The sequence below is a fragment of the Phaeobacter sp. BS52 genome, assembly GCF_045040595.1.
Taxonomy (GTDB): Bacteria; Pseudomonadota; Alphaproteobacteria; order Rhodobacterales; family Rhodobacteraceae; genus Phaeobacter; species Phaeobacter piscinae.
This window is the reverse complement of sequence record NZ_CP090662.1, coordinates 837,632-856,623: the sequence shown is the minus strand read 5'-3', so window position 1 is coordinate 856,623 and position 18,992 is coordinate 837,632. Positions and strand designations below refer to the sequence as shown.

General features: G+C 58.0%; 12 protein-coding genes and 2 pseudogenes. 5 read left to right on the top strand and 9 right to left on the bottom strand.

Features of this window, described 5'->3' with window-relative positions; translation table 11 throughout:
• Positions 1-36 precede the first annotated feature (36 nt).
• Positions 37-1,230: a M20 aminoacylase family protein gene (locus L0Z65_RS04230; protein WP_405111076.1), complete on the bottom strand. Its 1,194-nt coding sequence runs from the start codon at positions 1,228-1,230 to the stop codon at positions 37-39.
• 64 nt (positions 1,231-1,294) lie between these two features.
• Here L0Z65_RS04230 and mazG point away from each other — a divergent pair.
• The 3 genes and pseudogenes from mazG to L0Z65_RS04215 all read left to right on the top strand — a co-directional run bounded on the left by mazG (position 1,295) and on the right by L0Z65_RS04215 (position 4,052).
• Positions 1,295-2,133, top strand: a pseudogene (gene mazG, locus L0Z65_RS04225) (nucleoside triphosphate pyrophosphohydrolase).
• 46 nt (positions 2,134-2,179) lie between these two features.
• The gene (locus L0Z65_RS04220) at positions 2,180-2,872 is read left to right on the top strand and encodes a M48 family metallopeptidase (protein WP_405111073.1); all 693 of its coding nucleotides are present in this window, start codon (positions 2,180-2,182) and stop codon (positions 2,870-2,872) included.
• 184 nt (positions 2,873-3,056) lie between these two features.
• On the top strand, positions 3,057-4,052 hold the full coding sequence (locus tag L0Z65_RS04215; protein ID WP_405111070.1) for an LLM class flavin-dependent oxidoreductase: 996 nt from the start codon (positions 3,057-3,059) through the stop codon (positions 4,050-4,052).
• A gap of 10 nt (positions 4,053-4,062) precedes the next feature.
• Here L0Z65_RS04215 and L0Z65_RS04210 read toward each other — a convergent pair whose 3' ends face one another.
• The 6 genes and pseudogenes from L0Z65_RS04210 to L0Z65_RS04185 all read right to left on the bottom strand — a co-directional run bounded on the left by L0Z65_RS04210 (position 4,063) and on the right by L0Z65_RS04185 (position 12,181).
• Positions 4,063-4,605, bottom strand: a complete 543-nt coding sequence (locus L0Z65_RS04210) for an RSP_2648 family PIN domain-containing protein (RefSeq protein WP_405111067.1) — start codon at positions 4,603-4,605, stop codon at positions 4,063-4,065.
• 21 nt (positions 4,606-4,626) lie between these two features.
• Positions 4,627-5,841: an RSP_2647 family RNA methyltransferase gene (locus L0Z65_RS04205; RefSeq protein ID WP_405111064.1), complete on the bottom strand. Its 1,215-nt coding sequence runs from the start codon at positions 5,839-5,841 to the stop codon at positions 4,627-4,629.
• A gap of 120 nt (positions 5,842-5,961) precedes the next feature.
• Positions 5,962-6,252, bottom strand: a complete 291-nt coding sequence (locus L0Z65_RS04200) for a hypothetical protein (protein WP_405111061.1) — start codon at positions 6,250-6,252, stop codon at positions 5,962-5,964.
• Positions 6,242-9,058 (bottom strand): annotated as a pseudogene (locus L0Z65_RS04195) (glutamine-synthetase adenylyltransferase). The gene L0Z65_RS04200 and the pseudogene L0Z65_RS04195 overlap by 11 nt, the downstream one beginning before the upstream one ends.
• A 1,031-nt stretch (positions 9,059-10,089) precedes the next feature.
• Positions 10,090-11,283, bottom strand: coding sequence for an IS91 family transposase (locus tag L0Z65_RS04190; protein WP_405111058.1), 1,194 nt, complete (start codon positions 11,281-11,283; stop codon positions 10,090-10,092).
• Positions 11,284-11,293: 10 nt separating this feature from the next.
• Positions 11,294-12,181: a tyrosine-type recombinase/integrase gene (locus tag L0Z65_RS04185; RefSeq protein ID WP_405111055.1), complete on the bottom strand. Its 888-nt coding sequence runs from the start codon at positions 12,179-12,181 to the stop codon at positions 11,294-11,296.
• A 214-nt stretch (positions 12,182-12,395) separates the two neighbouring features.
• Here L0Z65_RS04185 and L0Z65_RS04180 point away from each other — a divergent pair, with 214 nt between their 5' ends.
• Together L0Z65_RS04180 and L0Z65_RS04175 are read left to right on the top strand one after the other, a co-directional pair.
• Complete coding sequence (locus L0Z65_RS04180) at positions 12,396-13,154, top strand: hypothetical protein (protein ID WP_123618695.1); 759 nt, start codon at positions 12,396-12,398, stop codon at positions 13,152-13,154.
• A gap of 1,024 nt (positions 13,155-14,178) precedes the next feature.
• A complete protein-coding gene (locus L0Z65_RS04175; protein ID WP_405111052.1) occupies positions 14,179-17,028 on the top strand; it encodes a TrlF family AAA-like ATPase in 2,850 nt (949 codons plus the stop codon).
• A 320-nt stretch (positions 17,029-17,348) separates the two neighbouring features.
• On the opposite strand, the gene L0Z65_RS04170 is transcribed toward L0Z65_RS04175, so the two are convergent.
• Together L0Z65_RS04170 and L0Z65_RS04165 are read right to left on the bottom strand one after the other, a co-directional pair.
• Complete coding sequence (locus L0Z65_RS04170; RefSeq protein WP_405111049.1) at positions 17,349-18,056, bottom strand: acyl-homoserine-lactone synthase; 708 nt, start codon at positions 18,054-18,056, stop codon at positions 17,349-17,351.
• A gap of 61 nt (positions 18,057-18,117) precedes the next feature.
• Positions 18,118-18,720: an autoinducer binding domain-containing protein gene (locus L0Z65_RS04165; protein ID WP_405112448.1), complete on the bottom strand. Its 603-nt coding sequence runs from the start codon at positions 18,718-18,720 to the stop codon at positions 18,118-18,120.
• Positions 18,721-18,992 lie beyond the last annotated feature (272 nt).

Genomic DNA, 18,992 nt, shown 5'->3' with positions numbered 1-18,992 from the left:
TGCTGTTTGATCAAATAGCGGGTCACATTGTCCTTGTCACCCGTCGTTGGATGCCTGGGCCATGGGCTGTGCTCTCTCGACCAGACGGGCGAAAAACGACGCCCCAATCGGCGCGATCTCATCGTTGAAATCATACTTCGGATGATGCAGCCCGGCGCTGTCGCCCTGCCCCAGAAACAGATAAGCGCCGGGGCGGGCCTGAAGCATGTAGGAGAAATCCTCCGCTCCCATTTCGCGCCCGGCCTCGGCCTCGACATTCTCAGGGCCTGCAACCTCGCCCGCGACGCTGGCCGCGAAACCCGTCTTGGACGCGTCATTGATGGTGGCGGGGTAGCCGACCTCGTAATCCAGCTCAGCCTCAACACCGTAGCTTGCAGCCTGACCGGCGACGATCTCCTTCATCCGCCGCATCACCATCTCCTGCACACGCGGATCAAAGGTGCGCACGGTGCCGTTGATATAGGCGGTGTCGGGGATCACATTATCGACGGTGCCGGTGTGGATCTGGGTGACCGAGACCACAAGATCGTCCAGCGCATAATGATTGCGAGACACAATCGTCTGGATCGCCTGCGCCATGCCACAGGCCGCCATCACCGGATCGCGGGTTTCATGCGGCATCGCCCCATGGCCCCCGACGCCCTGAATATGGATGTGGAAGGTATCCACCGCCGCCATCAACGGCCCCGGCGTGGTGGCGAAGGCGCCCACAGGCAGGCCCGGTGCATTATGCAGGGCATAGACTTCGCCAATGTTGAACCGCTCCATGATGCCCTCTTCGACCATAATACGGGCACCGCCGATGGCCTCCTCTGCGGGCTGGAAGATCAGCGCCACGCGGCCTTTGAAGTTGCGCGTCTCCGCGAGGTATTTTGCAGCCCCCAAGAGCATGGCGGTGTGACCATCGTGACCACAGGCGTGCATATTGCCCGCATGACCTGAGACATAGTCGACACCGCTTTCCTCAGGGATGGGCAGCGCGTCCATATCGGCGCGCAACCCGATGGTTGGCCCATCGCCTGCGTCACTGCCCTGCCCGTTGATGATCGCCACCATGCCGCTGGTGGCGATGCCCTCATGCAGCTCATCCACACCAAATTCGCGCAGCCGCTCAGCCACGAAGGCCGCGGTTTTCGGCAGGTCCAGCGCCAATTCGGGGATCTGGTGCAGATGCCGACGCCAGGTCTTCATCTCGTCGGCGTAATCGGCAATTCGGTTCACAACCGGCATGGGGGTGGACTCCTTGGTCAGACTCGGGATTGATGCATCTGACACTGGAACAAGAGCCGCCGCAATGCCCGAAACCGATCTCATCCACAATGAAACCGCTGCAGCATCGAGCGGCTGCTGGAAATCATGCGCCGTCTGCGTGATCCAAAGGGCGGCTGTCCTTGGGATATCGAGCAGGATTTTGCCAGCATCGCGCCCTATACCATTGAAGAGGCTTACGAAGTTGCCGATGCAATTGAGCGTGAGGCCTGGGATGAGCTGAAGGGTGAGCTGGGCGATCTGCTGTTTCAGTCGGTGTTTCATGCCCAGATGGCGGCAGAGGCGGGGCATTTCACCTTTCAGGATGTGGTCACCACCATGTCCAACAAGATGGTTTCGCGTCATCCGCATGTCTTTGGCGATGAGAGCCGCGATAAATCCGCCGACCAGCAGACTGCCGACTGGGAGGCGATCAAGGCCGCGGAACGTGCAGGCAAGGCGCAGCAGGGCACGCTGGACGGAGTCGCGGTCGGCCTGCCCGCCCTTCTGCGGGCTTATAAGCTGCAAAAACGCGCCGCGCGGGTTGGGTTTGACTGGCCCTCGGCTGCCAATGTCATTGCCAAGATCGCGGAGGAATCCGCCGAACTTGTCGAGGCGCGCGACAGTTTGAGCCAGGCGGAGGTCGAGGAGGAATTCGGCGATCTGATGTTTGTGATGGCCAATCTCGGCCGCCATCTGGGGGTTGAGCCGGAGGCCGCATTGCGCGCCGCCAATGCCAAGTTCATCCGCCGGTTTGAGGGGGTGGAGGCCAAACTGGCCGCCCGTGGCAAACGTCCTGAAGACAGCGATCTGGCCGAAATGGATGCGCTCTGGGATGAGGTGAAGGCCGAGAGCCGCGCCGCCAAATCCGCCCATGGCAGCTAACCACCACGCCTTGCCCCTGCCCTGTCACAGCCCCATATCCTGACTCATGTTGCGTTTGACCCCCATTCTTCTGGCTGTGATCTACGGGTTGGTGATGTATCGCCTGTCGGTCTGGCGCACCCATCGTGCCCTTGATCAGCAATCCACCGAACTGGCCGATGCCCGCCTGCGTCAGTTGACGGACCGGATGGCAGCGGCACTCGGGATCACTCATATCCCGGTCTATATCTATGAGGTTGACCCGGTGAACGGGCTGGCCGCCCCTGATGGGCGGATCTTCATCACGCGCGGGTTTTATCGCAAATACCGCAATGGCGAGGTCAGCGATGCCGAACTGGCCTCGGTCATCGCCCATGAGCTGGGCCATGTGGCGCTGGGGCACGCCAAAAAGCGCATGATCGATTTCTCTGGACAGAACGCTCTGCGCACCGCCCTGATGCTGATCATCGGTCGCTTTGTGCCCTTTGTCGGGCCGTGGATCGCCAATGTGCTCACCTCGCTTTTGGCCGCCCGGTTGTCGCGCAGCGATGAGTATGAGGCTGACGAATATGCGGCCGCCTTGCTGACCAAATCCGGCATCGGCATCGCGCCGCAAAAGAGCCTGTTTCGTAAGCTGGAAGATCTGACACAGGCCCGCAGCGGCATGGCTCCCGCCTGGCTGATGAGCCACCCGAAGACCGAGGAGCGCATCGCCGCCCTCGACCGGTTGGAAGCAAAGTGGGACAGCCCCAAAGGATAAGCTTCCCCCTATAACCACCTGCCAGATATGGTTAATGGGAGTTAACAGATCCCATTAGATCCCTGCCTCTTGCCACGACGGGAAACCTTCCCCACATGGGAAGGTAACAGTTATCCTTCTGCCCCATTCAGTCCCATTGCCAGCTCCCCCTAAGCAACGGCACTGAGAATTCAAAGGAGCCCCCATGCGCTACTCTGTTCTTGACCTTGCTCCCGTGCCCGAAGGCCAGACGATTGCCCAGTCCTTGCGCAACAGCACCGAGCTGGCCCAGCGGGCTGAAAGCTGGGGCTATCACCGCTATTGGCTGGCCGAACATCACAACATGCCGGGCATCGCAAGTGCCGCGACGGCAGTGCTGATTGGCCATATCGCCGCGCAGACCCGCTCAATCCGGGTCGGGGCTGGCGGCATCATGCTGCCCAATCATGCACCCTATATGGTCGCAGAGGCCTTTGGCACGCTGGCAAGCCTGCATGGCGACCGGATTGATCTGGGAGTGGGTCGCGCGCCCGGAACCGATATGCAGACGGCGCGCGCCCTGCGCCGTGGCATGGCCCATGACCATGCCTCCGGTGACAGCTTCCCGCAGGATGTTATTGATATGATGGGATTTTTAGGGGCTGATGATCCGGGGCGCGCGGTGCGTGCCTTTCCCGGACAGGACACCCATGTGCCAGTCTGGATGCTCGGCTCCAGCCTTTACGGTGCGCAGCTGGCGGCGCATCTGGGGCTTCCTTACGCCTTTGCTTCGCATTTTGCGCCCGCCGCATTGGAGGAGGCGCTGGAGGTCTACCGCCACCAATTCCAACCCTCTGCCAACCTGTCTGCGCCCCATGCCATGATGGCGATCAACGTCTTTGCCGCCGAGAGCAATGAACAGGGCACCCGCTTGCGCACGACGATGCAGCAGGCCTTTGCCCGTTTGCGTCTGGGTAAGCCCGGCAAACTGCCCGCCCCCGTAGATGATATCACCGACCATATCCCGGCGCCGGTGCTTGCCGGCGTGAATGAGGCGCTGCGGATTTCCGCGACAGGCAGCAGGGACAGCGTGCGTGCGGAACTGTCGTCCATTCTTGAACGATACCGCCCGGATGAGGTGATCATCACCGGCCAAATCCATGACCATGCGGCGCGGCTCAGATCCTTTGAGATCGCTGCCGAAATCCTGAGCGAGGTCTGACCACCCTGGCCTAGCTGGCCAGAGCCTTCGCCACGCGCGGCAGCCGGGCCTTTTTCAGCAGCGGACGCAGCTCCCATCCGCCACCGGAGAGCCGGTTGGCCTCTGCAAGAACGGACGCCGCAACCGCCGACAGACCGTCGGGATCTTTCAGCCACAACTCATAAAGCAGCTGGTCCGGCCCGATCCGCTCCAACCCTTCCTCCGCCAGCGTGTGGCGGGGGAAATCCTTGTTGTTGACGGTCACAATTGCATCCGCATGGCCGATGATCGCCGACGCCAGCACGTGGACATCAGCGCTGTCAGGCAGCCATAGGCGTGCCTCCACCGCGGGTGTGGGGGGGATGGCTGCCCTTGGCCAGGCGGCGGAGATCAGCGCAATTTCAGCCCGCGCCTGCGGCTCACCCGTTGGGCCGATCTTGCGCGCCGCCCGCGCCCATTCTTCCAGGATGCGCGGCGACCACAGTGGCGTGAAATGGCCGATCCGGGCCGCGCCCAGCAGCATCTCCCGCATCACCGTCGGATAGAGCACGCAGGCATCCAAAAGCAGTTTCATCGCCAGAACACCCGCGCCAGATCAGTCGAGCCGGAAGAACACGGCCTTCAGATAGCCACTTTCAGCCAGCTGAGGCAGCTGCGGATGATCTGCGCCAGCATAGCCGGTGTGCAGCAGCTGGCTGCGACGACCGCCCCGCCCGATCCCGCGCGCCGAGGCATTGCGGAAGCGGCTGAGATCTGCCGCATGGGAACAGGAACACAGGCCCAGATAGCCCCCCGGTGCCACCAGAGGCGCCGCCAGTTTGGCAATCCGCTCATAGGCGCGCAGACCGGCTTCAAGTGCTTGTTTTGAGGGGGCAAAGGCGGGGGGATCACAAATCACCACGTCAAACTGCGCGCCCTCCTCAGCCAGCTGTGTCAGCACCTCAAAAGCATCGCCTTGCCGCGCGGTGAACCGGTCTGCAAAACCACTGGCCGCAGCGCCCTGCTCTGCCAGCTCCAGCGCCGGAGCCGAGCCGTCAACGCAGGTAGCCTCAGCCGCACCAGCGGCCAGCATCGCCAGACCAAAGCCGCCGACATGGGAAAACACGTCAAGCACCTTGGCGCCGGGTTTGACCAGTTTCGCGGCAAAGGCGTGATTGTCGCGCTGGTCGTAGAACAACCCGGTTTTCTGCCCGCCGGTCAGATCCGCCATATAGGTGGCGCCGTTCATCGTAACCTCAACTGCGGCCTCAGGGGCGCCGCCGCGCAGGGCGGTGCTGATGTCATCCAGCCCTTCCAGGCTGCGCGCCCGGCCAGAGGCGTTTTTCAGAACGGTTGTGACCCCGGTGACGGCCACCAGCGCCTCGGTCAGCGCGTCCAGATGCGCCTCGGCCCAGGCCGCATTGGGCTGCACCACGCAGGTATCGCCGAAGCGGTCGATCACCACGCCCGGCAACCCGTCGGATTCGGCGTGGACCAACCGGTAGAATGGCGCGTCATACAGTTGCTCGCGCAGCTCCAGCGCGCGGCGCAACCGGGCCTCGAACCAGGCCACACTCAGCTCAGCGGCGGGGTCGCTGTCCAGCATCCGTGCAATGATTTTGCTCTCGGGGTTGACCGCGACGAGACCCATCTGCGTCATGCCGTCATCTTCCAGCACCGCCAGCGTGCCGGGGGCCAGTTTGCGGGTGCGCCGGTCGGTGACCAGCTCGTTGGCATAAACCCAAGGGAAGCCGTGGCGCAGAGCGCGGGCATTGGCTTTGGGTTTCAGTTTTACGCGGGCGCGCTCGGGCGCGGAGGGAGAAGCTGTCATAGGCCCCTCTTACTCCCAACCTCTGCCCGTTGAAAGAGCCTGTTGGATCAGGCGCAGATGGTCTGCGTCACGCGGCCTTGCGGCGCGCGCTGCGGCCGACCCTGCGCGGCGCCCGTCCGGTCACCGCGCGCGCGACCGCCAGCCGCCGCGTCTGCGGGGTTTGGCGGCGCTCTCCAGCCCCTCGCGCAGCACCCCCGTCATCGGATGATCCGGGTGATCTGCGGCCACCTGCTCAAGCAGGGTCGACATGGCCTGACGGCTATCAACCCCGTCGGGCAGGCTCAGCGCCCAGTCCAGAAAAATGCTGCGGCATTCCCCACTCTGAATGCCGTCGATGCAAAAACTCTCCCGGATCAGCCCCTTGGGATCGAGCTGGGCAAGCGTTAGGTATGGTGTCGCCTCAGTCGTCATGGCCAGTGGCCCCTTCTCTCTCCAATGCGGCGGCGATGATGTCACCGCAGCGCGCATAGCGCGCCGTCAAATCCGCTTCCAATGCCGCAAGATCCGCATAGCCCGTGCTGCGGCAGAGGAACAATGCGCCGCCCTCTCCCAGGGTCTGCGCATCAATGGCCTTGCCCGAAACCAGACGCGCTGCGGTCTGCACGGCCCAGAATAGATCATAGCCGCGCTGCAATTCAGCTGCATCTGCGGCATCCAGCCAGCCACAGGCGACAGCGCCCTCCAGACCCGCGGCCACATCCTGTCCGGTTGCCGCGCTGAGCAAGACCCCTGCCTGAGCGATCAACTCGATGTCCATCATCCGCCCGGCGCCGGTCTTGGCGTCCCAGGGGCCGCTTGGTGCCTTGGCGGCGGCGAGCCGCGCCCGCATGCTGGCGACATCAGGAAGAACCGTTTCGCGGCGACGTGGGGCGGCCAGAAATGACCGGCGAAACGCGCCGATATCCTCTGCGAGACCATCAGCGGACGGCGACGGCGCCGCAGCCACCACGCGCGCGCGGGTCAGGGCCAGATGCTCCCAGACCCAGGCATCATTGCGCTGATACTGGCAGAAACTGTCCAAACTGGTCGCCACCGGCCCCTGCGTGCCCGAGGGGCGCAGCCGCATATCCACCTCATAAAGCTGGCCCTGCGACATGCGCGCCGTCAGGGAGGTGATCAGCGCCTGCGTCAGCCGCGCATAATAGGGCCGTGTGGCGAGCGGTCGTGGCCCGTCTGAGGCCTCTTCGTCACCGGGATCATAGATCACGATAACATCCAGATCCGACAGCGCATTGATCCGCCCCGCGCCCAGCGACCCCATTCCCAGAACCGCCGCACCGCGCCCCGGCGGGGCCCCGTGTTTCTGCGCAAACTGCTGCACCACCACCGGTGCCAGCCCGGCGATCACAACCTCTGCCAATTCGGCATATTGCGCCCCGGCTGTTGCGGCATCGATCAACCCGCGCAGGTGATGCACACCGATGCGGAAATGCCATTCCTTGCACCAGCGCCGGGTCGCGTCCAGCTGCGTCTCATAGTCGTCTTCCTGTGCCAGCACCGCCGCCAGCAACTGCGACAGTTCCCCACGCCCGGGCCAGTCGTCGAAGAAAGATCCGCCGATCACGGCATCAAATACGCTGGAATTGCGCGACAGATAGCTCGCCAGCGTGCCGGAGGTGCCGACAATATCAATCAGCAGATCAATCAGCTGCGGATTGGCCTCAAACAGCGAAAACAGCTGCACCCCTGCGGGCAGGCCTGCCAGAAACCCGTCCAGCGCCACCAGCGCCTCCGCCGGTTGGGCGGTGCGCGACAACCGCGCCAGCAGTTCTGGTTTCAGCCGTTCAAAGATCTGCGCCCCCCGCGCTGAGCGCAGCGCCGGATAAGTGGGCCAGCGGGCAAGGATATCCCCATCCAGCGCGTCCGGCAGGGTCTCAGGCCCGGCCTCCGGCGGTGCATCCGGCGCAAAGAACCCCTCCGTCAGCTCATGCACCTCCTGCAACCGCGCCTTGGTCTCCGCCAGCAGCGCAGCTGGGTCACGGTCCATCAGGCAGGCAATCCGGGCGATGCCATCCTCGGACTGTGGCATCCGATGGGTCTGGGCGTCATGCACCATCTGGATCCGGTGCTCCACCTCGCGATGGGCAATATAATGCGCGCCGAGCTGGTCGCAGACATCCTGTGGCACCCAGTCCTTGGCCGCCAGCGCGCGCAACCCGTCCAGAGTGCCGCGCGGACGCAGGCTTTCATCACGCCCCCCGCGATCAACTGCCGGGTCTGGGTGAAAAACTCAATCTCGCGAATGCCGCCGCGCCCCAGCTTCATATCATGGCCGGGCACCGTCAGCGGGCCGCCGGTGCCTTTGTTCTCACGGATCCGCAGGCGCATATCATGTGCGTCCTGAATGGCCGCAAAATCGAGATGCCGCCGCCAGACGAAGGGGCGCAGCGTCTGCAAGAAATCCGCGCCCGCTTGCAGATCACCGGCGCAGGGGCGTGCCTTGATATAGGCGGCCCGTTCCCAGGTGCGGCCAAGGCTCTCATAATAGCGCTCCGCTGCCTCCATCGCCATGGCGACCGGCGTCACCGATGGGTCAGGCCGCAGCCGCAGATCGGTGCGGAAGACATAGCCATCAGCGGTGCGTTCACTCAGTACCGTGCACATATTGCGCGTGGCCCGAACCATGCCCTGGCGTGCCTCATAGAAATCATCAGGATCAAACCGCGTTTCATCAAAGAGACAGATCATGTCGATGTCCGAGCTGTAGTTCAGCTCATAGGCGCCCATCTTTCCCATCGCCAAGAGAGTCAGCCCAGCCGACGGTTTCGACGTCCGCTTCGGTCAGCCCCGGCAATTTCTTCCGGCGGATCAGCGCAGCGATTTCAGCCTTGATGGCGACATCCGCGCAAAGCTCTGCAAACTGCGTCAGCGCCGTGGTCACCTGCATAAGGTCCCAGGCCCCGGCAAGGTCACATAGCCCGCTCAACAGCGCCAGTTGACGCTTGGCTCGCCGCAGCCCCGGTTTCAGCTGATCCGGCGCCAAGGCCCGCACATCTGCGAAAACCCCGGCAAGAGCAACCTGCGGATCCGCCAGCGCGGGCGCCAGCCATTCCGCCTCACGGCTGATCAGCTCCTTCAGATAAGGGCTGGATCCGGCCGCACCGGCCACCAGGCGGGCTTGATCGCCCTGAAGTGCAGGCGCAAGTGCCAGCGCATCCTGTCCCAGATCTGCATCAAATGCCCGCGGAAGGCGCTGAATTTCAATCGACTGTCCCATCTCGTGACACTGCGATCAGATGCAGTCGCCGTCAATCGGCGAAACCACACCAAAGCGCTGCCATATTGCAGAAGATGACGTAAGGTAAGGAATACCGGAATGGCCCTCTTATTAACGATAAGTTAAGTCTGACTCTGCGGCTGCGCTCATGTTCCGGGGGCCTGTCAGACAGTTTTGTAGTAACGAGTGATACGGTGATCAGCGGCACGCAGACGTCCAGAACAGGGCGGCACCGACCTGTCGCGCGCATCAGGTATATTTCACATCGTCTGACGGCAAAGCGCAGCCGTATGCCCTCCCCCGCTCTCTTTTCGCCAAAGTCTCTGTTAGGATTTGAGCACCGGAGCCGTCCTGGCCCACAGGACAACTGACAGCTCGGACCATGTCAGAAGACACTTCATGTTGCAGTCAACGGCAGAGGCCGGGGAAACCGGATCAGCCAAGATAAGGTCTGAAAAACTGAGCTTTCAAGACGATATTAAGAGGACATACCAAGTTGGCGCGTGTCTTGCACAACCCGAATACCGCGCTGATAGCGGTCGGATATCAAAACCAAGACAGCTCGAGTTGCAATTTATCCGACACCACTTGCCTCAGCGTTGCCTGGGCTCATATGGCGCGCCTCACAAAGCGTGACCCGCGCCCCAGCAGGGACATTCGTTCCCTCTAAAGCTAGGTCGGCGTTGATGAAGATTTTCTGATGCGGGCCATGGTGCGGCCTTTCGGCTTGGTTCGACTGTGGCCCGCGTTGGAAAATCTCTCAGGGAGGAAGCCGCGGGGGCCTGGCGTTGTCTATGGTGGAAGTGCGCTGCCGGTTGGGTCTGTAGCCGTTTCGGGCGCGTTGCTGGGAAGATTGAACAGGTTGCAAGCAGCCGCTTCCCCGTTCCACCGGAGGGTTTGCCTTGGATTTAACCCGGGTTGCTGGCGGTTTGCGCCTTTTACGCGATTTGCCGAACCGCTGCGCGCAAGAGGTTTTGGCCGGTTTGGCTGGGCCAACCGGTCTGCATTGGATGGGATGATTGGGCACTCGGTCATGCGGCCTGTTTCCTTGGTGGAGCGCGGGAACGGGGAACCTGGCCACGTTTGAATGTTTCGATGATCAGCATTGTGCCGCCGCAACAGGGGCATGGCTCCCGCAGCGTGAGTGGTGCTGGATCATCTTCGGATTGTGGCTCTTGCTCTGGTGCGCTTGCTCCTATCAGAACACGGACTTTGATGATGTTGATCTTGCGTCGAGCGGAGGCCAGCAGGCCGTAGTGCCGGATGCGGTGGAACCCGTCTGGTAGGACATGCATGAGGAAGCGGCGGATGAACTCGTCCGTTGTCAGACGCATCACCTTTTGCCGGTCACCAGACTTGATACGGTAGTCCTTCCATCGGAACGCCACGGTGTTTGCATCGGCACTGACGAGGCGCTGGTTCGAGATCGCCACCCGATGAGTATAGCGGCTGAGATAGGCTAGCACCTGTTCGGGTCCTCCGAAGGGCGGTTTGGCATACACCACCCATTCGGTTTTGCGCAGCGGAGCGAGGTACCTGGCAAAGGCATCAGCGTCCACCAACCGAGCCAGATCACCGAAGAAAGCAAGCTGCCCGGTGCAGTGCAGCGCCATCAACCCTTCGACAAACAGGCGGCGGAACAGCCGTGACAGCACCCGCACATGCAGGAAGAACCCTGGCTTGCACGCCACCCATTTGTTGCCGTCGCGCGATAGACCACCGCCGGGGACGATCATGTGGATGTGGGGGTGGCGCGTGAGCGCTGATCCCCATGTGTGCAGCACGCTGGTCATGCCAATGCGGGCGCCAAGACGCTTGGGATCGGTGGCGATGGTCATCACCGTTTCCGCCGATGCCCTGAATAGCAGGCTATAGACCGCCCGTTTGTTCCAGAGGGCGATCCGTGCGATCTCGGCTGGCAGCGTGAAGACAACGTGGAAATACTCGACCGGCAGCAGGTCCTCGGCCCGCGCGGCCATCCAATCGCGCGCGGCTGGTCCCTGGCACTTGGGACAGTGCCGGTTCTTGCACGAATTATAGGCGATGTGCTGATGGCTGCATTTGGTGCAAGCGGCCACATGCCCGCCGAGCGCCTCTGTTCGGCAAGCCTCAATGGCCGACATCACCTTGAGCTGGCTCAGGCTGATATGCCCTGCATTGGCCTGCCGCCACGCGGGGCCAAATCTCCGGAATATGTCAGCGACCTCCAGCTTTGTGCGGGACAAGGCCCGCGCCTCACCCCGGTCGCTTGTTACGGGTCCGCAGGTTCAATTGCTTGAGCGCCTCGAACAGGCTGGCTGTGTCCCGGATCATCTTGGTGGCGACTTTGGTATATTGGGCGGTGGTCGTCAGTTTGGCATGACCAAGGAACACCTGGATCACCCGCACATCTGTCCCCGCTTCCAAGAGATGCGTGGCAAAGCTGTGCCGCAGGGTGTGCAGCGTCGCAGGTTTGTCGATTCCGGCCATGCGTTTGGCCGATGTGAAAGCCCGGTTCAACTGGCGGGGCGAGATCGGGTTGATCTTTGGCTTGCCGGGAAACAGCCAACCCTCTGGCCGTGCTTCGCACCAGTAGTCCCGCAGAAGATCGAGCAGATCGGGCGACAACATCACCTTGCGATCCTTCCGCCCCTTGCCCTGCACGACATGGATGAGCATCCGGTCGCTATCGATATCGCTAGTGGTGAGATTGCAAACCTCGGAAGCTCTCAAACCTGCACCGTAGGAAATGCTGAGCGCGGCACGGTATTTGAGCCCCGGCCCAGGCGCGACCGCCAGAAGCTCGGAAACTTCCTCGGCGCTGAGCACCGCGGGCAGTTTGCGCGGCTGCGTGCGGAACTGCATGTACCGCTTCATCTCCTCGCGTCCACAGGTCATCGAGAAGAAGAAACGTAGCGCGGTAATGCGGGCATTGTAGACCGAGGGCGTGACCCCGGTATCCGTCATGTGAAGCTGGTATGCGCGAAGCTCTTCCGTCGTGGCCGTATCGGGCGAGCGCCCCAGAAACCCGGCGAAATCCTTCACCGCCCGGATATGCGCTCGCTGAGATTGGGATCCCAGACCCCGAATGCGCATATCCTCGATCATCCGCTCCCGAAGCGGGGTTGTTCTCTCCTCTGTCATGGAAACCTCCTCTGTCGACTGAGAAAGCCCCAATCGTCAGACAGGTTCATCAGTTCACAAAATGCACGACGTCAGGAACAATGCGAAACATCAGCCACAAGCGCCAATGCCGCGCGAGCGGCTTCGTCCAAGAGCCCAAACCGTAAGATGCTGCGCTTAACGCCAATGTCTGCTAACTTTGAATTCGAGGGTTTTAGCTAGGGTTTGTTTTGAATTGAGATTATCCATCACCGTTTTCGCAACGCTCTTTTGGTTTGGGTTTTCATCACCCGTCCGAGCACATTCGCCCTACTTTGGCCAAAGCGAGAGGATTGAACATCCAAAATTTGGCGTTGTTGAGTTCGCCGTTTTATACGGCGACGGCGTATTCTTCGCTGATCCCTCGCAAGTAGTAGTCTTTGATAGCAAAGGATATTTGCTTGCGGCAACGCCGCAGTCAGAGGCATTACTCATCCAATGCGACAGATCAGTCAGCCCACCAGGTTGCCGGATTTACGACGAATTGCAGGGCGTTGTTCTTGAGCCCGACGACAAACAGTGGGCGCGGGGCAGAATAATTGAAGAAGAAGGCAGGCCGCCCCGTGACGCATATCCAGAATACATGCACATAAATTATGGTTTTTCCAAGCGCCCCGCGACGCCTATAGAAAAACTCAGATTTGAGATGGCCGGGGTTTGGGGTTCACCTATGGGTAGCGCTTTGTCAGTGCTCTGGTGGGTTGTGACTTGGTCGCTTCTAGCGCGCCTCACGTGGAAATGGAAACGCAATGGCTGGCAGCTAAGACCTTTCAAAATTACTGTGTTCGCGCTGGCCGTTCGTGGTCTTGCAGTGTTCATAGGAATGAGCTTCTTGGCCGCCTACGGCTGGCTGCTATCGCCGTACTCACCCTACTTCTTCGCATTTGCTTTCATATTGGGAGCGCTGATCGCCACAATCCTGATGCGACCCAAAGCAGTCGTTCAGCGAGATTGACCCAGCGTACGCTTCGTCCTGCATCTTCCCAGTTCAGCTATTCACCCCAAAGGTCTGCGTGGCACCAGACAGATTGAACCGCTGTGTCCTTGATGCGCTGGCTGATGCTTTGCAGCTGGCGCACATAATGAGGGCCCTTACGTTAAGTTTCTAACCGCCACGTGGTCCACCGAACTTGGAACTAGCGCACCATCGGAAGGGTCAGTTCCTAGAACGGGATTAGCTATGTAAAATCAAATAGATGATCAAACACAACGGTCTTATCCACAGCCCTTAACCTGGAACTGGTTCTGACGGATGTTAGGAGACACTTAATATTGCAGTAACCGGAAGAATCCGGGTGAAGCCGGACAAACCCGGATGAGGCATAAAAAATTGGGCTTCCAAGAGGGTTTTTAAAGGCTCGGGCCAAAATGGCGCTTGTCTTGCACAACTTAAAAATCGGGCGAATTTAGAGCTGATGTCGAAAACTGAGACAGTTCAAGTTTCAAATTATCCGGGGCTACCTGCTTCAATGCTGCCCAGGCTCCCCATCGTAGCGCACAACACCGCCCACCTGCCCTGTCTGCCTTTATTGTAAGGCTGTGAGGGCACAGCCCCCCAGCCAAAGCGGCGCCACCACAGCAGCGCAGCACAAACCCAATAAGAGCACTTATGTTAAGTTTCTAACCGCCATGTGGTCCACCGAACTTGGAACTAGCGCACCATCGGAAGGGTCAGTTCCTAGAACGGAATTAGCTACATAAAATCAAATAGATGATTAAACACGGCTGTCTTCTCCATAGCCCTTAACTTGGAACTGATTCTGACCGACTTGCACACTTCGCCGAAATTCTTCGCAAGCGCAGTTTTTTAGGCCCAACGTCAGTACTGCGCAGGAAGCTGCCGCTGCAAAGTTACTAACTGTGACCCCCGTTCGGAACCGGGTCAGCCCAAACATGCCGCTCATGAGTTCAAGTGGCTGACAACACAACCTTCCCTATAGCAGACTAAGTCGATAGGTTGCCCGAAATCACTGTGATCGATGACAACGCTAATTTCAGAATTTGAGAATTTTACTATGCAGTTTGCTTCTTGGCGGAAATGTGACTTCCAGCTCCATACTCCACGCGACCCCAACTGGCAGGGAAAAAGGCCGATCGGTGTGGGCGACGAAACTGATCTCGGACCTGCAACGCAGACTCAAGTTGATGATGCGCGGAAAGCATGGGCGCTTGAATTCGTAGATGCCTGCATGAAGCGAGACCTACGAGCGATTGCGATAACTGATCACCACGAAATGGTTATGATACCCTATGTTCAGGCGGCTATTGCTCAGCGGTTATCTGAGGATACTCACTTTGACCTATGGCTGTTTCCAGGAATGGAACTGACCTGCCGACATGGTGTGCAATGTTTAATCCTTTTTGACGCAGACCTGTCGGAAGAATGGCGGACTGAAGCTCAGTCCAAGTTGGGGATCACAATCCCATCCTTGAATGTAAGTGGCCAGCAAGGGCCCCGTGTCACGCAACTTGATTTCCCATATCCAGAAATCTCTTCCCGGCTCGATTTAGTCCAGGAGCTTCAGGGTAGATATATCATCCTGCCGAACGTTTCTCAGGGAGGTCAGCACACCGTACTAACCGAAGGATCTCACGCTGACTTCAAGAAAATGTCCTACGTAGGAGGTTATCTCGACTCAGGGCAGAATATTAAAACTATAAAGGGGAAGAACAAGAGGCGCTTATCAGGTCAAGAAGACATCTGGGGAAATCGCTTCGTCTATCCCTTACCCACATCAGATGGACGATCAGCAGACTTTTCTAAGATTGGAACAAATAGTTGTTGGATTAAACTAGCCGCACCTACTGCTGAGGCAATTCGACAAGCCTTACTGGGGCATCGGTCACGTGTCGCGATTGAACTTCCTCAAACTCCTACGCTCAGCGTTAACTCTGTGGAGGTTAGCGGCTCGGAAATCCTAACTGATAGAAAGACCGACCTCAGTTCAGAGCTTAATTCCTTCATCGGTGGAAGGGGCAGCGGCAAGAGCACGTTGCTTGAGTATATTGCGTTCGGGCTGGGGCGCAGCTGTCATGATTTGCCGAAGGATTCATTCTCTGGGGCTGGCCGCTTGAAAGAACTGATCTTGCAGACACTTATTTCAAAGGGTGCCACACTATCGATTGATGTCATCCAGGATGGAGCAAAATTCAAAGTTCGCCGAAATGGTGCAAATTCCTACCAACCTGAGGTGACTTACCCAGATGGGTCCACACAGATGCTCAGCACAAAAGAGCTTCGAGCGCTTTTACCCTCAGTTGTTTATAGTCAGGGAGAGCTCTCTGAACTTGGGAAGCAAGCAGGGAAGCGTACCCACATGTCTGATCTTCTGCAGTTTGTAGATCAGGAGTATAAGCGCGAAGATGAACGACTGAATGCAGAAATTGATTCAGCCAAGTTGGTGATCCGGCAGGCTATCCAAAAACTTTCTTCGGCGTGGGCACTTGAAGCAAAGATAAGCAAGTTCAATGCGTCGAAGACTTCATTGGAGCAGCGAATTGCAGCGCTGCAGAAGACCCTTCCAGAATTGTCTGAGACCGACAAGGCAACAGTTGCTCGATATGAAAGCCTGACCGCTCTTGACGCTAAGCGGCAACAAGCGACTGCACAAGTGGCTGCGGTTATGGAAGAAGTCACACAGCTTTGGCATACTTCGCGCGCACCTGTTGATCTGACCTCCACACTTCCTGAAGCGGCTAGTTTTCAAAAGGCCTACTCTGAGTTCAATAGTGCATTTTCGACCGGAATTGAAGCGCTTGGAATTGAACTGGGTAAGCATCGCGATGCGATAGGCGAGGATGGGAAAGAAATAACCCGTGCTCTAGAAGGTGCGAAAATCGCACGCGACGCGGCCATGGCAAAACTCACGGAACATCGATCAGCTACGGCCCAGATTTCCAACCTCCAAGTTGAACTCCAGGGTATTCGCAAACAAATTTCTGAACTGTCAGTCACAACCAGTTCAGCTGATGAATGGTTTGAAAAGCTAAGGTCAGCAGTCGACGAATTGAAAGCTTCTGTTGCACTTAAGGGCGGGAAGACGAGGGAATGGGCCGACAAGATCGAGACGTTATCTGACAAAAGGATAGAGGCCCGACTTAAGGCTAACGCGAACTGGAGCGCTATTCATGACGCAGTTGAGATTATAACCGCCAAGGCAGGCATTAAAGAAGCAACGAGAATTCAACGGACGGATGAGTGCTTAGAGGATTCAGATGTATGGTCGTCCCTTGACAGATTGAGGGCCGATGCATTGGCCGCTTTGCGCTGGAATATCCTTTCGCAATCTGAAAGTGGCAAGCCGCCACAAATGGAGGCGCTGGCTGAAGCAACCGGGGCAACACCAAGGGCGATTGAGCGCTGTGTTGAGTTGATGGACCTACCGCGCGTGGAAGCTATTGCAACTGCTGTTCCAAGCGATGATATCTCTTTGCTGTACTGTGATGGAGATCGAAAGATATCATTCGAAAAAGCATCTGAGGGTCAGCGGGCGGCTGCGCTATTGTTCATGTTGCTGGAACAATCTGGCGGACCACTTCTCGTCGACCAACCCGAAGGGGATCTCGACAATAAGATTGTGTCAGACCTCGCCGAAAAGCTACACGATGCCAAACAAAACAGGCAGATCATATTTGCTAGCCATAATGCAAACATTGTTGTCAACGGCTCTTCGGAACTCGTGCTTGGCCTAGATGTAAATGATAACGCAAAGAGAGATGTTGCCTGTGGTGGGGCAATCGACACGAAAGAGGTTTGCGATAAAATTACAGAGGTCATGGAGGGTGGGCCACAAGCGTTTCGAGATAGAAAAGAAAAGTATGGTTACTGAGTTACTGAATATGCCTTGTTTCGCTGAATCTGATCTCGACACGCTTTCTTGAAGAACCGCTACGAATTGTTGAAAGCCATCCACTTTCTATCAAACCGTTAAAACTTAAATTTTCTTTTCTGGCGCGTAGTAGCCATTCGAGGTGATCGCTGAGAACGACTGCTCCCGCCTGACGGCAGGTTCTGATGCTGCGATCGCACAGAACATTTCCGCTGTGGGCTGGCCGCTGTCTTTCACTCACTCCTCACAATAGGCGCCATTATATCAAATTTTCGATTAGCGACAGCTTCGCTGAACCTGAGAGCAGTTTTCGCCACATCCTAGACAACATCGGCTCGCTCCTGGTGACAACGAATCAGAGGCTGTACGCGCAAATCATGCCGCCCCGATGAATTGGCAAGCGCTGTTGGCGTAGCATACGTAAAGAATAGCTTTTCATTCACAGACGGATCGCAGCCCATCACAAATGCCCAGTATTCACGCTGATCATCTTCACACAAGTAGCGGTTCGCCTGCCTTTGAACCCTATATCCAAACCTTCTAAGTAGTACGCCGAGTGCTCGGGGCGAAAGTGACAGTAGACTGGTAGCCCCGAGCCAATGTGTGCCCCGACACAAACCAGCCACAACCAACTTAGCTTCGACGCTAGAAGGAGAATTTTCCGCCAATCTGTCGTCGGTGACAAAGCGTGTACATTCCCACGCGGAGTGATCCGTCGGGTAAACGTCCATCAACCCGTCAGGAATACCCTCCAACTTCCCATCGGCTGCATCTTTCAACATGTAGGTCCAATGGCCATAGGCTGCGCCACAGGACAACGCCCGCGCACCGGCGACAACACAGTCGTCATCGGTGACAATAGAGTACACAGCACCCGGCCTGTCATACTGGTCGCTCTCCAGCCCGCCGTCGTGCGCTAGCGCCCAACCCAGCTCGTCGACCAGCTTGCGCTTCCTAAGGGCAAAAAAACCCTCTAGAATCCCTGTATAACTCGATCTCTGTGCAAACGAAAAAACATGTAGCTTCATGGCGTTCTCCTAATAGAAACGCCATGTTCATCCGGTCGACAATCTTGTGAATCGATAAGCGCTAAATCAGGCCATATTTTATCACAAGTGCTATAAGCTGAGCGGTAGATGTCGCTTCGACAGCCTGCATCGCAGTTTGCCTTCGTTGCCGAACTGTCTCAAGCTTGACTCCTAGCCTCTCTGCAATTTCCCGGTCCTGGTATCCTGTACACATCAGTCTGATAACATCTTTTGACTTCTCTTTGATCGTATACCGGCAGGACTCACGATGGTGAACGGCATGGATCGAATAGAGCGCCGCTTTCGCCAATCGACGCTCCGTATCTCCCCATTTCGGCCCTGAACAACTTAATATGGATACCTGACCATCGACGTGGATGGACAGTGTATTACCGCAGTCTAGGCCGAAACGGGCCGCATCATCGAAGAATTTGTTGGAAGTTGGGTAATGCCGTCTCAGATCCTCCCACGTCGTGAAGCCAGTTGCAGATTTGCCAAAGTGGATGGTGGGGTCTAGGTCAAAATATCGTTGAACTAGATAGTGATCGATCCACTCCCTTGAGTAAGTAGACTTCATGAACACAGGTTCTGCGCCGTCGAAGCCAACACCGAGCGAGAAGCCTTTGTCCGAAATCTCTTCCAGGGTACGCAAATGCACCCTCATTATATCATTAATCATATTGGACACACACGCTACATATGTAATGACCATACTTAATACCGCATTACGGTATTATCACAAGTAATACTTTTCTGGACCAGGCGAGACAATGAACAGCAACGGAATAACGGCTCGCACCCTCGAACTCATTCTTAAGCGCGTAGCTGAGCAGAATGCGGTCAAGCCAGGAAAAGGAATAGAGGCGTTTAGAGACGCCATAGAAACCGCTCTGTCAGAGAGATCGGGAACTTGCGACCAACCGGCTGACTAAGTCG

Excerpts from the sequence above, each read along its gene's own strand:
- L0Z65_RS04200 (WP_405111061.1), bottom strand. The coding sequence starts at position 6,252 with ATGACGACTGAGGCGACACCATACCTAACGCTTGCCCAGCTCGATCCC.
- L0Z65_RS04210 (WP_405111067.1), bottom strand. The coding sequence starts at position 4,605 with ATGAAACTGCTTTTGGATGCCTGCGTGCTCTATCCGACGGTGATGCGG.
- L0Z65_RS04165 (WP_405112448.1), bottom strand. The coding sequence starts at position 18,720 with ATGAGGGTGCATTTGCGTACCCTGGAAGAGATTTCGGACAAAGGCTTC.
- L0Z65_RS04175 (WP_405111052.1), top strand. The coding sequence starts at position 14,179 with ATGACAACGCTAATTTCAGAATTTGAGAATTTTACTATGCAGTTTGCT.
- L0Z65_RS04185 (WP_405111055.1), bottom strand. The coding sequence starts at position 12,181 with ATGACAGAGGAGAGAACAACCCCGCTTCGGGAGCGGATGATCGAGGAT.
- L0Z65_RS04215 (WP_405111070.1), top strand. The coding sequence starts at position 3,057 with ATGCGCTACTCTGTTCTTGACCTTGCTCCCGTGCCCGAAGGCCAGACG.
- L0Z65_RS04170 (WP_405111049.1), bottom strand. The coding sequence starts at position 18,056 with ATGAAGCTACATGTTTTTTCGTTTGCACAGAGATCGAGTTATACAGGG.
- L0Z65_RS04230 (WP_405111076.1), bottom strand. The coding sequence starts at position 1,230 with ATGCCGGTTGTGAACCGAATTGCCGATTACGCCGACGAGATGAAGACC.
- L0Z65_RS04220 (WP_405111073.1), top strand. The coding sequence starts at position 2,180 with ATGTTGCGTTTGACCCCCATTCTTCTGGCTGTGATCTACGGGTTGGTG.
- L0Z65_RS04205 (WP_405111064.1), bottom strand. The coding sequence starts at position 5,841 with ATGACAGCTTCTCCCTCCGCGCCCGAGCGCGCCCGCGTAAAACTGAAA.